The following is a 15,406-nucleotide window of genomic DNA, read 5'->3' on the forward strand; positions in this document are numbered from 1 at the left end:
ATCCAAGTGCGCCGGTTCACTCTCTTTTCCAGGACACCGGATGTCCGACGGGTGATTCCCACTCGAATCGCCGTTCATGCAGATTCCGCTTCTTCACGAAAGGCAGGGAGAAATGAGAGCTCGTCGTCTGGCCGCAGTGGCGCTGATGGCCGGTGGGCTGGCATTCGGCACCGTCGCGGTCCCGGCCGCGGCAGCGTCCGCCCAGGCCACCGAGGGCTGGCACCTCATGGGCCACTACAAATTGCGCAGCGAATGCGTCCGGACCGGTTTCCAGGCGCTCGTCAACGGTGCCGCCCTGGACTTCCGGTGCACGCTCTCCGGTTCGCGTTTCGACCTCTACCTCTACTACTGACACGCGGCGGCCCCCGGCCCTGACCACAGGGCCGGGGGCCGTGCCCCGCCGGGCCGTCGTGCCGCCCCCGGGATTCGAACCCGGATCCTCCGCGACCTGAGCGCGGCGCCTCTGCCGTTTGGGCCAGGGCGGCGAGCCGCGCGTCCGGTCCGGGTGGCGTGGCCCGGGCGGACGCGGGTGGACCGTGGACCGGGCGGGGGTCGCCAATCCCGCCGCCGAGTCCCGGCCCGGTGCCCTCTCCTTTCAGGGCACTCGTGGACCGGCAGGGAATCGAACCCTGGACTCCTGCTTGCAAGGCAGGTGTGATCCCGCTTCACCATCGGCCCGGGAACCGCCCGCCGCGGACGCTCCGAGGGGAGCGCGGCCCGCGGGCCCCGCCGCGCCCTCGCGGCCGGCACCGCGGACGCCCGCCGCGCAGGCGGCGGAAACGGCGGAAAAGGCGGTCCAAAGGAAATGCATTCCACTGTGGAGTTGTCAGGCGTGTTTCCCCGGTAATCGGTTCCGGTCGCGGAGCGGATCCGCGCGGATGAATCGGTGCGGTATGCGCTCCGGCTCCGGAGTCCGTCCCCTCTCTTGTTCGTCCGGCTCCTGTGTTCGAAGATTAGGTTTTCGCATACGGAATGCCAAGTTGTTTTCTCCGCGGCCCCGCGCGGGCCGGGGACCGGTCGTATCCGGCCGCGAGTCCCGGCCGAAGGCCTGCTGAGCATCGGCCTGATTCCGGTCATCGGACCCGGGACGCCCGCGTCGGCCGGCCGGGCGGTGCCGGCCGACAGGTCCGGGGCGGGGGGGTCGGCCAGGCGGGCCACGGCGGCTGTGGTTTCCCGCACCCCTGGACGACCATGTGCCCCATGGCGGCCGTACCCCGGTCGTTCCTAGTGTGAGACGCATGACGGAACGGCTGATCGACGTGATGGGAACACCCGGTGCGCCGCGAGCCGGCATGCGGTCGGCGGCCGGAGGGGCGAGGCTCGTCGGGGCGGCGGCCAGAGGGCTGAGGCTCGTCGGTGCGGTGGCGGCCGGTGCGGTGACCGCACTTGCGGGGTTGCTGTTCGTGCTGGTGGCGACGCCGTTCGCGGACCGTCCCGCCGTGCGCTCGGCGGCCGCCCGGCTGACCGGGCTGGAGCTGCGGCGGCTGCGCCTGGAGCTTCCCGGCAGGGACGCGGAGGGCGAGCTGCGTTACCTGGCCGCCCGGACGCCGGTGGGCCTGCTGGGCGGCATCGTGGTGCTGCTGCTCGTGATCGGTGTCGGCCTGGCGGTCACGCTGGCGTCGTCGTGGGGGCGCGGGGAGGCGTTCGACGGCATGCTGCCCACCCCGCCGCTGGTGGCCTACATAGGCCTGTCGGGCTTCGTTCTGCTGTTCCTGGACGTGTGCGGTCTGGTGGGGGTGGAGGCGCTGGAGCGGCGGCTGGCCGTACGGCTGCTCGCTCCCGACCCGACGGAGGCGCTGCGGCGGCGGATCGACGAGCTGACCGTGAGCCGCGCCGGGGTGGTCGCGGCGGTCGACGCCGAACGGCGGCGGATCGAGCGCGACCTCCACGACGGGGTGCAGCAGCGGCTGGTGGCGCTGTCCATGCTCGCCGGACGCGCCCGCCGGGGCCGGCCCGAACTGCTGGGACAGCTGCACGAGCAGGCCCAGCAGGCGCTGGTGGAGCTGCGCGAGGTGGCCTGGCGGGTCTACCCGTCGGGGCTGGACGCGCACGGGCTGGCCGAGGCGCTGGCCGGGGTGGCCGAGCGGGCCTCGGTCGCGGTCAAGGTGACGTGCGAGTTGCCGGAGCGGCCTCCGGCGGCGGTGGAGGCCGCCGCCTACTTCGTGGCCGGCGAGGCGGTGACGAACGCCGTGAAACACTCGGGGGCCACCCTGGTCGCCATCGAGGTGCGTCAGGAAGGCGCCGCGGTGGTCGTGCGGGTGGAAGACGACGGCACGGGCGGAGCCGACGCCGCCGGCGGCGGGCTGACCGGGCTGGCGCAGCGGGTGGCCGCGCTCGACGGCCGGTTCACCGTGACCAGCCCGCCCGGGGGGCCGACCGTGATCGAAGCGGAGCTGCCGTGCGCATCCCGTCCCTCAGCCGCGTGAATCCGGGTTGAGGGACGGCGGGAAGCGCAGCACCCAGCGACGCTGCCACGGGGTTTCGACGGCCCGCTGATGGTGGTGCTCGCGTGTCCAGGCGACGGCGTCGGCCGGGTCGAGACCGGCCAGGACGGCCAGGCAGGCGACGACCGTGCCGGTACGGCCGACGCCACCGTCGCAGGCGACCTCCACCGCGGTGCCCGCCCGCGCTCGCTCGTACAGCGCACGGATCTGCCGCACGGCCGCGTCGCGGTCGCGGGGCAGCAGGAAGTCGGGCCACCGGATCCACTCGTGCGGCCACCGAAGCCCGCTCTCGTGGCGGCGGCGGAGCCCGTCGGAACCCAGGTAGAGACCGAAATCGGGTACGGGCCCCTCCGGTGGCGGACGGCGGAGGCCGCGGCCGCGGATCCAGGTGCCGTCGGGGAGCCGGAAAGCGCCTGCGAGCGGCGGTCCGCCCGCCGGACGGGCCGTCGTGCCGTCCACGGAGTCGTTCATGGGAGTCCTCCTGGTCTCCTTGGGGAAGCGGAGCCGTCTACTTCGGGCTTCTTCGGTGAGCGGGGCCGTCAAACCGTCTTCGGGCTTCTTCAGCGAGCGGGGCTGTCAAGCCGCCGCCGTTCGCGGTGATTCGCGACATTGATCCGGTTGCCGCACACGTCGGGCCTGCAGTAGACGCGACGGCCCCCGCGGCTGACGTCGACGAACACCCCGCGGCAGCCCGGGGCGGCACAGGCACGGAACCGGCCGTGCCCGAGCGCCCGAACGGCGCCGAGCAACCCGATGCCGATGAGCGTGGCCAGTTCCTCGGCCAGCGGTGCGCCCGGCCTGGTCGGGACGTACCACTGCCACCGCCCGCCGGGATCGCGCTCCAGCACCGGCCTGAGCCCTGCCCGCCCGGCCAGCACGGCGCCGCCCGCGACGGCCTGGTCCTCCGTCTCGGTCTCCACGACGCCGCGTGCCTCCCGGCGCAGCAGGTGGACCTCGCGGAGGTCGTCGTCGGTCGGCGGCCGCCCGCCCGCCACGGCGTCGAGCCGCAGCCCGTGTCCTGCGAGGAACCCCATCAGCGCGTCCGGGGTCGGCAGAGCCTCGCCCGCCGCGGCCTGCACGGTGGGAGAGGTGTTGGCCAGATCGCCGGCCAGAGCCGCCCCGGCCGTGTAGTCGGTGATGGAGATCCGCACTCCGCACCTCGTCTCGGTAATCGAATAAATAAAACTATAACCCTTACATAGATCACAAAGGACACCCGCACCCGGCCGGGGCGACGTGAGTCCGGCCGAGCGGCGGGAGCAGTCCGTGCACGTGGGCGCAGGGCGAGGCGGAGGCGGGGCGGGCTCTCACCGGCGGAACACCGTGTCGGCCACGAGCCCGCGCAGTACGGTCTCTGCCGGCCGGCATGCCGTGCTCCCGAGGCTACGAAGGACCGGGAGGCGGCGGGAATGAGGCGCATGGCCGTACCTGGGGTACGGAAAACCGCAGGTTCAGGCGGACGGGCGCCTCATTCCGCCGGGCGGGCGGCCCGGCCTACCGTTCCCGACCATGATCGGAAAGTTGTTCGATGTGCCACGGCGGGTGCGGGCCGGGTCGGCGGCCCTGCTCGTCCTGGCCGTGGTGATCATTCTGACGGCCATGGCGGACAGCACCATGCAACCCCTTCCGGCCACCGCCCCGGACGACCGGTTCAGCGCCGGGCGCGCGCTGGTCCACCTGAAGGAGTTCGCCGCCGAACCACGGCCCGTCGGCAGCCGGGCCGGCGACCGGGCCCGGGACTACCTGGCCGGACGGCTGCGCGCGGCAGGGCTGGAGGTCGAGATCCAACGCTCGGTCGGTTCCCGCTCCGCGGCGGGGCTGGCGACGTTCGGCCAGGTCGACAACATCGTGGGCCGGCTGCGGGGAACGGCCTCGACCGGCACCGTGCTCATCGCCGCGCACTACGACTCCGCAGCCATGGGGCCGGGCGCCTCCGACGACGGCGCCGCGGTGGCCGCGATGCTCGAGACCGTCCGGGCGCTCCGCGGCGGCCCCGGCCTGCGTAACGACATCGTGCTGCTCATGTCGGACGGTGAGGAGGACGGTGTGCTCGGCGCCGAGGCCTTCGTCCGGGAGCACCCCCTGGGCAGGACCGGCGGCGTGCTGCTGAACTGGGAGGCGCGCGGGGTCAGCGGCCCCTCGCTGATGTTCGAGACCTCCGCGGACAACGCCCGTCTGGTCGAGACGTTCGCAGGCGCCGTCCCCGCGCCGCGCGGCCACTCCGCCATGGTGGAGCTGTATCGGCTGCTGCCCAACAACACGGACTTCACCCCGCTGACCAAGGCCGGCTTCACCGGCATGAACTTCGCCTACATCCAGGGTTCCTCGCTGTACCACACCGCGGGTGACTCCATCGCGAACCTCGACCCGGGCAGCCTGCAACACCATGGCGGCAACATGCTGGCGCTGGCGCGCGCCCTCGGCGGCACGGACCTGCGGACGCTGGCCTCCGATCACGACGCCACCTACTTCCGTGCACTCGGCACCATGATCACTTATTCGGATCGGCTCGTCTGGCCGCTGGCGGTGCTGGCCGTCGTCGCGGTGGCCGGTCTGGCGCTGGCGGCCCGCGTCAGGCGGCTGCTGAGCCTGCCCCGGCTGATCGCGGCGACGGCCTCGGCCGTGGTGCCGCCGGCGGTGTCGGCCGCCCTGGCGCAGGGGCTGTGGGAACTGCTGGTGTCCTGGCGGCCCGCCTACGACCTGATGGGCGGCCTGCTGCACCGGCCGCGGCCGTACCAGGCGGCGATCGCGGTCCTGTGCGCGCTGGCGGTCCTCGGCTGGTACCTGGCGCTGCGCCGCAGGCTGGGCCCGGCGGCGCTGGCGGTCGGCGCGCTGGCCTGGTTCGCCGGGCTGGGCGTGCTGTGCGCCCAGGCCGCTCCCGGGGCGTCCTTCCTGTTCGCCCTGCCGGCGCTGACGGGCGCGCTCGGCTGGCTGGCCGCGGTCCTGCTCCGCACGCCTGCCCGGGCGCGGACGGTCGTGGCGATGTTCGGTCCGGTCACGGCCGCGATGCTGGGTCCGGTCACGGCCGCGATGCTGCTGCCGTCCCTGGCCGGGGACGTCTTCGACGGGATGGGTCTGGCACTCGGCGGGGCGAGCGCGTCGGTGCTGGCCTTGTCCGGGCTGATCGCGGTGCCGATCGCGGAGCTGTTCCTGCCCGATCCCGCCACCCGGCCGAAGCGGGCCGTCGTTCTCGCGGTGCCCCTGACGGCCCTGCTCCTCGCGTCGGTGCTGGTCGCCATCGGGCTCGTGGCGGACGACTTCGACGCCGACCGGCCGCGGCGCACGCATCTGGCGTACGTCATGGACGCCGCCACCCGTACCGCCCACTGGGTCAGCGCCGACGCGGACCCGGCGCGGTGGACCGAGCGGTACGTGTCCGGCCACGACGCCTCCGCGCTGCCCCCCGGGTACGCACGCGGCACGCTCCGGACCGGACCCGCACCGGCGATCGCCGCCGAGGGCCCGCGAGCCGACGTCCTGGCCCGCAGCGGGGACACGCTGGAACTGCACGTGACCGCCGGGAAGGGGGCGCGCTCGGTGACGCTGCGGCTCGACCGGCCGATCACCCGCGCCACCGCGTCGGCCGGCCGGTTCGGGTCGGTGAGCGTGCCCGTCACCGGCACACGAGCCGGTACCTGGCCCGCGGAGATCCGCTTCCGCGGCATCCCCGCCCGGGGAGTCCGGATCACCCTGCGCATACCGGAGCAGGACCGGATCCGCCTCACCGTGATCGCCGAGACCGACGGGCTGACCGCCGTGCCGGGCTTCGTCCCCAGACCTCCTGGGCTGGTCGCCGCCACCAGGGAGGACGGTGACCTCACCGCGGTCACGCGCGGTTACACCCTGACCGGGGACTTCTGAATCCCGTCATGGGCGCCCGCGCGATCGGGGACGGCACAGCGGACCCCGCCGGGCGCGGCAGCGCCGGGCGGGGCCGGTGGACTCGGCGGGTCAGCTGAAGTTCACGTCGCTGCACAGGTAGTACGCCTGGTCCATGTGCGAGGCCTGCCAGATCGTGAAGACGACGTGGCGGCCGGTGCGCCCGGGGGCGCTGACGTTGAACGAGATGTTCTGGCTGGGGGCGTACCGGCCGGTCTGGTGGACCAGCTCCAGGTTGCTCCAGCGCAGCGGCTGGGTGGTGGCGTCGTAGCCCTGGCGGGTGACGTAGACCCGGAAGTAGTCCGCGCCGTGGCTGGCCTGGTCGTAGAGCTTGACGGTGAAGTTGTTGCGGATGTCGGTCGTCTTCCAGGCGCCCACGGCGTCGAGTGCGTTGTAGCGGCCGCCCTCGGTCCGGCCGCCGCTGCACAGCTGCCCGTCCGGGATCGCCGCCTGGTGGTTGCCGCCGACGCCGTTGCGGTACAGGCCGTTCCAGTTCCACATGGCGTTGGGGTTGGCCTGCCACGCCTGCCAGCACATGGGGTCCTGCTGCTGCATGGAGGGGTTCAGGTGGTCGTTGCCCCAGCGCTGCCAGCAGCCGTAGTTGCGGGACGCCGGGTCGACGATCGACCCGTGGGCGGAGGCGCTCTCGGCCAGGGGGATCAGGAAGAGCGCCGCCGCGGACAGCAGGGCCATGGAGCGAAGCGTCCGGCGTGGTCTTCCGGCGTGGTCGTCACGGTGCATCGTGCGGTCTCCGTCTTCCGGTCGGGGGGGTTTCCGGTTGGTGGGAGCGCTCCCATTCGATGGAGATATTACCTGACAAGGGTCAGTCGCGACATCTGACTTGGAAAAGTTGAAAGTTTCATCCGATCATCGGTTTCCGCAGCGGAAACGCCTTCCGCCGGGACGGTGACGGGGCGGACACCGTGACACGGTGTCGCGCCTGCGGCGGTGGGGAAACCCTCAGGACCGGTCCCGTTCCGCCGATGGGCCTCCGTAAGGGAAACCGGAAGCGTCGCAAGGGGGCCAGGGCATGCGAACAGGTCGGCGCGAGCGCACCGTGCCCTCCGGTGCGGCTCTGACCCGTCTCCTGACCCGCTTCCCGGCCCGTCCGCTGCCGCTGCAGGGCGGTGCTCCGGACCGGGTGCCGTCCCCGTCCCCGACGGTCGGCCTCGGGGTCCTCGCCGTGTTCAGCGCGGGATGGTTCGTCCTCGACTTCGCGCATCCCATGGGCATGTCCGTCGTGGCCTGGGTGCCGGTGGTGCTCAGCACGTTCCTCAGCGCGCACGCGTGCATGCGCACGGCGGGTCTCGCCTCCCTGGACGCCGCGGCGCGGCTGTTCTGGCGGTGGCTGGGCACGGCGGCGTTCATCATCGGGCTCGGCGTGGCCTGCAACGCGTACGACGCGGTCGCCGGGCCCGGCGCGCCGACGCAGCAGCCCGGGCCGCTGACCACGGCGCTGTACCTCGGCGGTGTGCTGTCCGCCCTCTGGGCGCTGCTGCGGCTGCCCGTCGCGCGCCGCTCGCGCAGGGAGCGGCTCACCCTGTGGCTCGACACGGGCATCGTCATGCTGGCCGCCGGCCTGTTCGCCTGGGCCTTCGCGGTGCACGGCTCGCCGGAGCTGGCCGCGACCACGGGCTCGTCCCTGCCGGGGCTGGTCACCATCATGCTGGGGTTCGTCGCGATGCTCACCGCCGTCAAGCTGGCGCTGGCCGGTGCCGGGCCGCTGAACCGGGAGTCGCTGTCCGCCCTGGGGGCGGCGGCCCTGGTCGGGGCGACGGGCGGGGCGCTCATGCCGCTGATCCAGTCCAGGCCGGACCTCAACGTCGCCCACGTCGCGGTCCCGATCACCTTCCTCCTCCTCGCGATCGCGGCCGAACGGCAGCGGGAAGAGAGGAGGGAGACCACCCGGGCTCCGGGACGGGGCAGGCCCTTCAGCCTGCTGCCGTACGCCGCGATCGCGGCGACCGGCGGCCTCCTGCTGGTCTCGACACGTACGGCGGGCCTGGAGACCCAGGTGATCGCGGCGGGCGCGACCGTCATCACCTGCCTGGTGGTGGGGCGCCAGATCCTGGCCTTCTACGACAACGCCGACCTGCTGGCCCGGCTCGACGCCAGCATGCTGGAACTGCGCCGGCACGAGCGACGGGCGCGCTCGCTCGTGCAGAACTCCTCCGACATCATCGCCGTCACCGCCGCGGACGGGACGCTCTCCTACGTCAGTTCGAGTGTCGAGCGCATCCTCGGCGTACCGGCCGACCGCTGGCTCGGCCGGCCCGTGGCCCACTGCACCCACCCGGACGACGTGCGGCTCCTCGGGAGGATGGGCAGGCGGCTCATGCGGGACCCCGGCGCCACCGCCACCTGCCAGGTCCGCATGCGGCACGCGGACGGGGACTGGCGGTGGCTGGAGCTCGTCGGCGCGAACCGGATGGACGACCCCGCGATCCGCGGCATCGTGAGCAACGCCCGCGACATCACCGAGACCAGGCGCGTCCAGGACCAGCTGGCGCACCAGGCCACCCATGACGCGCTGACCGGCCTCGCCAACCGGGCCCTGTTCACCGAGCGGACGACGAGCGCCCTCGCACTCGCCCGCACTGCGACCGACACCGGAACCGCGACCGACACCGGAACCCGTACCGCGACCGACACCGGGAGCGGGACGGGGGACGACGCCGGAACCGGTGCGGGTCCCGGTCCCGGCGCCCGCGAGGTCGTGCTCGCCCTGGTCGACCTCGACGACTTCAAGACGATCAACGACCGGCTCGGGCACGCGGTGGGCGACGCGCTTCTGACGGTCGTCGCCGACCGGCTCCGGGAATGCGTCGGGCCCGATGACACGGTCGCGCGGCTGGGTGGTGACGAGTTCGCCGTCCTGCTGCGGGACGTCTCCGCGGAGGAGGCCGACCGCATCGCCGAACGCGTCGTCGTGGCGCTCGGCACTCCGGCCAGGGCCGCCGACCATGACCTGCTGGTGCAGGCCAGCATCGGCCTGGTGGCCGGCGGGCCGGACACGGACGCCAGCGAGCTGCTGCGCCGGGCCGACGTGGCCATGTACGCGGCCAAGGAGCAGGGTAAGAGCCGTTACGTCCGGTACACGGCGGAGCTGGACGCCCGGACCGTCGAGCACGCCCGGCTGGGTGCCGAACTGCAGCACGCCCTCGTCTCCGGGGAGCTGTTCCTGCTGTACCAGCCCGTGGTGGTCCTGCCCGAGGGCGAACTCTCCAGCGTGGAGGCACTGGTGCGCTGGCGCCACCCGGAGCGCGGGCTGGTCTCCCCGGCGGAGTTCATCCCGGTCGCGGAGCGCAACGGGATGATCGTTCAGATCGGTGCCTGGGTGCTGCGGGAGGCATGCCGCCAGATGGCCGAGTGGCGGCGGCGGTACGGCGCCGCCGGGCCTGTGCGGATGGGCGTGAACGTCTCGCCCCGGCAGCTCCGGGAGCCGTCGTTCGTGCAGGCCGTCACGGACGTGCTGCGCGAGACCGGGCTCCGGCCGGAGGACCTCCTGCTGGAGATCACCGAGACGGCCGTCTTCGACGGCGGACCGGCGCTGGAGACGGTGCGGGCCCTGCACGCGCTCGGGGTCAAGCTCGCCCTGGACGATTTCGGCACCGGGCACTCCTCACTGGGGCTGCTGCGCACCTGTCCCGTCGACGTGCTCAAGGTGGACAAGCTGTTCGTCGACGGGGTGACGGGCACCGTCGAGAACTCGGTGATCGCCACCTCGCTGGTGCAGATCGCCCATGCGCTGCGGCTGCGGGCCGTGGCCGAGGGCGTGGAGACCGAGGCGCAGGCCAGGAGGCTGTACCAGCTGGGTTACCGCCTGGCTCAGGGTTTCCACTTCGCGCCGCCGCTGCCCGAGGAGGAGGTCGGCCGCCTGCTGGCCGTCCGTGCGGCGGGCCTCGGCTGTGACCGGCTCGACCCGCCCGCCCTGGCCGGCTAGTCCGGCCGGTCCATCCGGCGCACCTGTCCGTCGGTTGAACCGGCCCGTCCGGTGAATCCGGGGAAGAAATCAGGAGCCCGGTAAACCGGGCGGAGTCATCGGCCGTCCTGTGGGGTGGGCGCGAAGGAAGACGTCCCACTGCTTCGAAAGGTGGGGTGCGGCTCCTCCGAGGGGGTGTGGGCGCCCCTGGTCATCGTGCCCCGGTGACCAAAGGCGCCCTCCCCCGACGCGAGCGTGGCTTCCCCCTTCGATAACCTCACCCGCACCAGATGTATCTACCAGTAGTCGGTTGTTCACATCAGGTGAATGTGCGAACACGGGGTGTGAACACGCTCTCTCGTTCCTGCTCCGCCCGGGAGATGGAGCCGTACGTCCAGAATTGAGGCTTTCCTTCTCGCCGCGGCCGCGGCCGGTGTCCCCGCAGACCGGTGGAAGGACGGCCGCGACTCGCAGCCCCGGCGGTCCCGGCGGTGCGGATTTATTGATGCGACATCGCGATAGGAAGACGGCAGGATGGTTCCTCTTGTGGATTCTGTGAGGAGCCGGCCGTGACCACCTACCGTCGCGACATCGACATGCTTCGCGATCGGCGTTTCAGCCTGCTGCTCGCGGCGCGGACCATCTCCGTCCTGGGCAGTTCGTTCGCCCCCGTCGCACTCGCCTTCGGCGTCCTCGAGCTGCCCGGTGCGACGGCCACGACGCTGTCGGTGGTCCTCACCGCCGAGGCGCTGCCGATGGTGGCGTTCATGCTGGTCGGCGGGGTGATCGCGGACCGCTTCCCCAGGCACCGGGTGATGATGGCCGGCGAGGCGCTCAACGCGGCGGCGTTCACCTGCCTCGCCGCGATGCTGCTCACCGGCTGGACCCCGCTTCCCGCGCTGGTGACGGCGTCGGCGTGCAGCGGCATCGCCATGGCGGTCCTCTTCCCGGCGCTGACCGGCATCATCCCCGACGTCGTCCCGGCCGACCGGCTGCAGACCGCCAACGCCCTGCTCGGACTGGGCGCCAACAGCTCACGCGTCGCCGGCCTCGTGCTGAGCGGCGCCACGGTGGTCCTGATCGGCGGCGGCTGGGCGCTGGCGGTCAGCGCCGCGATGTTCGCCACGGCGGCGGTCCTGATCGCGGCGCTGCGCCTCACCCCTGCGGAGCGCACGGCGGGCGAGGGGCACTCGGTCCTCGCCGACCTGCGCGACGGCTGGCGCGAGTTCGTCTCCCGGCAGTGGCTCTGGGTGGTCGTCGCACAGTTCTCCGTGCTGGTCATGGCCGTGCAGGCCGCGCACGGCGTGCTCGGCCCGCTGGTGGCCACCGAACGCCTCGGCGGGGCGTTCGCCTGGTCGATGATCCTGGCGGGCGAGGCGGTCGGCATGATCGGTGGCGTCTTCATCGCGATGCGGCTGCGGCCCCGCCGTCCCATCCTGGTGGCGACGCTGCTGACCGCGCCCACGGGCCTGCCGTACCTCCTGCTCGGATCGGGCGCCCCGCTGTGGACGATCGTCGTCGGCGCGGTCGTTATGGGCGTCTGTTTCGACGTCTTCGGCGTGCTGTGGAGCACCACCATGCAGCGCGAGATCCCGGCCGAGTCCCTGTCCCGGGTCAGCTCCTACGACGCCCTGGGATCGCTGATGTTCGGTCCGATCGGCCTGCTGGTGGCCGGGCCGGTCGCCGCCCTGATCGGTCCGGAGCCCGCGCTGCTCGGCTGCGCCGCGATCGTCACGCTGTCCGCCGCCGCGGCGCTGCTCTCCCCCGGCGTGCGCGGGCTGCGCGCCCCGGAGCCGGAGCCCGTCACTGTCACCGACACTGACACCGACACCGACACCGACAAGGTCCCGTCGCACTGATCCGGGCCGCCCGGATGACGGCCGGTGCCGCCGCCCGGGCCGCACCGCGCGGCGAACGGACGCCGCTTTCCACGGGGTGTCCGGCATGGTGACGGTCCGGACCCACCGGGTAAGGGTGAATCCGGGGGCATGGCGTGACCAGGACGGTGGATACGGTTCGGGAGTCGCGGTGGTCGCAGGCGCTGCGGGTCACCGGTCTGTTCGACGCGCCCGACATGCCCGGCGCGTCCGCGCTGGACGCGCCCGCCCGGCTGGCGGCCCGGTTGCTCAGGGCGCCCGCCGCCCTGGTGGCGCTGGCCGACGGCGACCGGCTGGTGTGCCTCGGCGCGACGGGGCCGGCCGGGCGCTGGACGGGACGGGACCTCGCCCCGCACCCGCCGTTCCGGTGGATCCTGGCCGTGGACGCACCGCTGGCCGTGACCGACGTGCGGGCCGACGCCCGGCTGGGCGGCATGCCGGCCGTCGACGGGCTGGAGCCGCGTGCCTGCGCCGCCTTCCCGCTGCGTGCACCCGACGGCGAGGTGCTGGGCGTGCTGTGCGTGCTGGACGTACGGCCCCGGGGGTGGGACCCACGCGGGCTGCACCTGGCGGGAGAGGTGGCGCGCTCGGCGGAGGAGCAGCTCGCGGCGCGGTTGGACGAGGGGCGGGCACGGCTGGCGGCGGCCCGGCTGGGCACGGTCCTGGAACGGTCGCCCGACGCGTTCGTGTCCATCGACGCCGCCGGGACCGTGACGGCGTGGAACCCCGCCGCCGAGCGGCTGTTCGGCCGCTCGGCGGGCGAGGCCGTGGGACGGCCGGTGGACGAGCTGATCGTCCCGCGCCGGTTCCGGCCGCGGCTCCGTGACGAACTGGACCGGGTACGGCGAGCCGGCCCGCCGTACCCGTCCGGACGCCGGATCGAGCTGACCGCGGTCGACCGGACCGGGCGGGAGCGGCCGGTGGAGATGGCGCTGCGGGTCCGCACCGAGCAGGGCGAACCGGTCCTGCACACGTTCGTGCGCGACATCGGCCACCGGGTGGCGACCCGGCGGCGGCTGGAGCAGGAGCGGCGGTTCCTGACGGCGCTGATGGACGGCCTGGACGCCGGGGTGGTCGCCTGCGACAGCGACGGCACGGTGGTGCTGGTCAACCAGACGCTGCGGGAGATCGAACCGGCTTCGCGGTCGGGCGCCGGTTCGCCCTCCCCGGAGGAGCTGAGGAAGGGCGACTGGAGCGCCCTCTACGAGCTGTACGACTCCGACGGGCGGACCCCGCTGCGACCGGAGGAGGTGCCGCTGGCACGGGCGCTGCGCGGGGAGCGGGTCGACGGCTGCGAGGTGACGGCCCGCGTGACCGGGACCGGGACGGATCTGCGCCGTTATCTGGTCAACGCCCGGCCGATCCAGGCCGCCGACGGGCGCTGCCTGGGCGCGGTGGCCGCCATCCACGACATCACCGAGCGGCACCGGGCCGAGTTGCTGCGCACCGCGCAGGAGGCGGTGGCCCGGGTGCTGGCCGAGGCCGCCTCCAGCGGGCAGGTCGCCGCCGGCGTCACCGCCGCGGTCGCCGGCACGCTCGGCTGGACCTGTGGCGAATACTGGCAGGTCGACCCCGACGAGACCGTCATCCGGCGGCTGGGCCTGTGGGTCCGGCCCGGACGGGACCTCGACGCGCTGGTCCGCGACGAACCCGCCGTGTTCCCGCGCGGGGGCGGTCTGGCCGGAACGGTGTGGGTGAGCGCCCGCCGGGCCTGGATCCCCGACCTGGCCGCCGACCCGCTCGACTTCACCCGGAAACCGGCCGTGCTGCGCGTCGGGCTGCGTGCCGCGATGGGCCTGCCGGTGAGCAGCGGCCGACGCGTGCTGGGGGTGCTGACCTTCTTCGCTGACACCGTCCAGGAGGCCGACGACGACCTGGCGGCCATGCTGGACGGCGTCTGCGCCCACATGGGCCGTTACCTGGAACACCGCCGCTCCCACGAGCTCGCCCTGGCCCTGGATGCCGAACGCCGCCACCTGGACCGCATCGTCGCCCAGATCGACGACTACGTGTGGACGGTCGAGGTGACCGCCGACGGCACGGTCCACCCGGTCTATCTGGACTCCGACAGCAGCGCCGTGTTCGGCGGCAGGCTGCCTCCCGGCACCGACGCCGCCGCGGTCATGGCCGAACTGGTCCACCCCGGCGACCGGGAGTCCTTCGCCGCCTTCCACGCCGCCGTCGCCGATGCCAGACCCGCCCGGCTGGAGTGCCGGATCGTCGGGCTGGACGGGGTGACCCGGTGGGTGTGGATCCGGGCCCGGCCGCGCCGTGAGGGCGACCGGCTGCTGGTCGACGGCATCACCAGCGACGTGACCGAACGCCGCCGCCTGGCCGAGCAACGCGAGCTCCTGCTGGCCCGCCGGCAGGAGCAGGTGCGCCGGCTGCGGGAGCTGGACCGGATGAAGGACGAGCTGGTGGCACTGGTCAGCCACGAGCTGCGCTCGCCGATCGGCGCCATCCGCGGTTACGCCTCCCTCCTACTGGACGATCCGGAGCTGAGCACCGAGCAGCGCGCCTTCACGGACGTGATCGACCGCAAGAGCGCGCACCTGCAGCGGCTGGTCGACGACCTGCTGGATCTGGCGCGGCTGGACGCCGGACGGATCGCGCTCGAGCCGCGGCCGGTGGCGCTGGACGGACTGGTGCGCCAGGCGGTCGACGACCACCGGCCGGCGGCGACCGCCAAGCGGCTGGCGGTGCGGATGGAGGCGGCCGCAGGGTTGTGGGTGCGGGCCGACCCGGTGAGGCTGCGCCAGGTGCTGGACAATCTGCTCTCCAACGCGGTCAAGTACACGCCGGACGGGGGCGAGGTCACCGTCATCGCCCGCCCGGGTGACGGGATCGGTGACGGCAGCGGCGGGGACGGCGACGGAAGCGAGAACGAGAACGGCGGGAACAGCGGAAACGGAGGCGGGAGCGACAGCGGAAACGGAGGCGGAAACGGAAGCGGGAGTGAAGACGGCCGGGGCGGCACGGTCACGGTCACGGTCGCGGACACCGGCATCGGGATCCCCGCCGAGCAGTACCCGCGGTTGTTCGGCCGGTTCTTCCGGGCGTCGACCGCGGTGGAGTCCGGGATCAAGGGCACCGGCCTGGGACTGGCGATCACCCGGGCGATCGTCGAGGCGCACGGCGGCACCATCACCGCCTCCCCGGGGGAGGGCGGAGGAACGGTCTTCACCCTCCGACTGCCCTCCGCCGGACCGCCCAGAGGGGAAACGCCCTGAAAGGAAACGCCCGGAAGGCGTCTTGGCCCGTCTCGGCCCCGGGATCCGGCCCGT

The 15,406-nt window shown here is 73.3% G+C and carries 9 protein-coding genes and 2 tRNA genes; 6 read left to right on the forward strand and 5 right to left on the reverse strand.

Annotated features, from left to right (window positions below; all coding sequences use genetic code 11):
- The first annotated feature begins 112 nt into the window (after positions 1-112).
- Complete coding sequence (locus IEZ07_RS10145) at positions 113-352, forward strand: hypothetical protein (RefSeq protein ID WP_191894494.1); 240 nt, start codon at positions 113-115, stop codon at positions 350-352.
- Positions 353-411: 59 nt separating this feature from the next.
- Here IEZ07_RS10145 and IEZ07_RS10150 read toward each other — a convergent pair.
- Both IEZ07_RS10150 and IEZ07_RS10155 read right to left on the reverse strand, forming a co-directional pair.
- Positions 412-485, reverse strand: a tRNA-Leu gene (locus IEZ07_RS10150).
- A 122-nt stretch (positions 486-607) separates the two neighbouring features.
- Positions 608-678: transfer RNA gene (locus IEZ07_RS10155), tRNA-Ala, on the reverse strand.
- Positions 679-1,238: 560 nt separating this feature from the next.
- Between IEZ07_RS10155 and IEZ07_RS10160 the strand changes: the two genes are divergently transcribed.
- Entirely contained in the window at positions 1,239-2,426 is a 1,188-nt protein-coding gene (locus tag IEZ07_RS10160) for a sensor histidine kinase (protein ID WP_239319917.1), read from the forward strand.
- On the opposite strand, the gene IEZ07_RS10165 is transcribed toward IEZ07_RS10160, so the two are convergent.
- Complete coding sequence (locus IEZ07_RS10165) at positions 2,415-2,915, reverse strand: protein-tyrosine phosphatase family protein (RefSeq protein WP_191894495.1); 501 nt, start codon at positions 2,913-2,915, stop codon at positions 2,415-2,417. The two genes, IEZ07_RS10160 and IEZ07_RS10165, sit on opposite strands and share 12 nt — an antisense overlap.
- A gap of 89 nt (positions 2,916-3,004) precedes the next feature.
- Positions 3,005-3,595, reverse strand: a complete 591-nt coding sequence (locus tag IEZ07_RS10170) for a CGNR zinc finger domain-containing protein (protein WP_191894496.1) — start codon at positions 3,593-3,595, stop codon at positions 3,005-3,007.
- A 379-nt stretch (positions 3,596-3,974) separates the two neighbouring features.
- Between IEZ07_RS10170 and IEZ07_RS10175 the strand changes: the two genes are divergently transcribed.
- The gene (locus IEZ07_RS10175; RefSeq protein WP_239319922.1) at positions 3,975-6,305 is read left to right on the forward strand and encodes a M28 family peptidase; all 2,331 of its coding nucleotides are present in this window, start codon (positions 3,975-3,977) and stop codon (positions 6,303-6,305) included.
- A 90-nt stretch (positions 6,306-6,395) separates the two neighbouring features.
- Here the strand turns inward: IEZ07_RS10175 and IEZ07_RS10180 are convergent, their stop codons facing one another.
- Complete coding sequence (locus IEZ07_RS10180; RefSeq protein ID WP_230880722.1) at positions 6,396-7,016, reverse strand: lytic polysaccharide monooxygenase auxiliary activity family 9 protein; 621 nt, start codon at positions 7,014-7,016, stop codon at positions 6,396-6,398.
- Positions 7,017-7,353: 337 nt separating this feature from the next.
- On the opposite strand from IEZ07_RS10180, the gene IEZ07_RS10185 reads away from it, so the two are divergent.
- The 3 genes from IEZ07_RS10185 to IEZ07_RS10195 all read left to right on the forward strand — a co-directional run bounded on the left by IEZ07_RS10185 (position 7,354) and on the right by IEZ07_RS10195 (position 15,352).
- Complete coding sequence (locus IEZ07_RS10185) at positions 7,354-10,266, forward strand: EAL domain-containing protein (RefSeq protein WP_191894499.1); 2,913 nt, start codon at positions 7,354-7,356, stop codon at positions 10,264-10,266.
- A gap of 548 nt (positions 10,267-10,814) precedes the next feature.
- On the forward strand, positions 10,815-12,104 hold the full coding sequence (locus tag IEZ07_RS10190) for an MFS transporter (protein WP_204054363.1): 1,290 nt from the start codon (positions 10,815-10,817) through the stop codon (positions 12,102-12,104).
- Between the two features lie 146 nt (positions 12,105-12,250).
- Complete coding sequence (locus tag IEZ07_RS10195) at positions 12,251-15,352, forward strand: PAS domain-containing sensor histidine kinase (RefSeq protein WP_191894500.1); 3,102 nt, start codon at positions 12,251-12,253, stop codon at positions 15,350-15,352.
- Positions 15,353-15,406: the final 54 nt, after the last annotated feature.

This window comes from Planomonospora parontospora, assembly GCA_014647935.1.
Taxonomy (GTDB): Bacteria; Actinomycetota; Actinomycetes; order Streptosporangiales; family Streptosporangiaceae; genus Planomonospora; species Planomonospora parontospora.

Coding starts and splice junctions, on each gene's coding strand:
- IEZ07_RS10145 (WP_191894494.1), top strand. CDS start 113: ATGAGAGCTCGTCGTCTGGCCGCAGTGGCGCTGATGGCCGGTGGGCTG.
- IEZ07_RS10160 (WP_239319917.1), top strand. CDS start 1,239: ATGACGGAACGGCTGATCGACGTGATGGGAACACCCGGTGCGCCGCGA.
- IEZ07_RS10165 (WP_191894495.1), bottom strand. CDS start 2,915: ATGAACGACTCCGTGGACGGCACGACGGCCCGTCCGGCGGGCGGACCG.
- IEZ07_RS10180 (WP_230880722.1), bottom strand. CDS start 7,016: ATGGCCCTGCTGTCCGCGGCGGCGCTCTTCCTGATCCCCCTGGCCGAG.
- IEZ07_RS10185 (WP_191894499.1), top strand. CDS start 7,354: ATGCGAACAGGTCGGCGCGAGCGCACCGTGCCCTCCGGTGCGGCTCTG.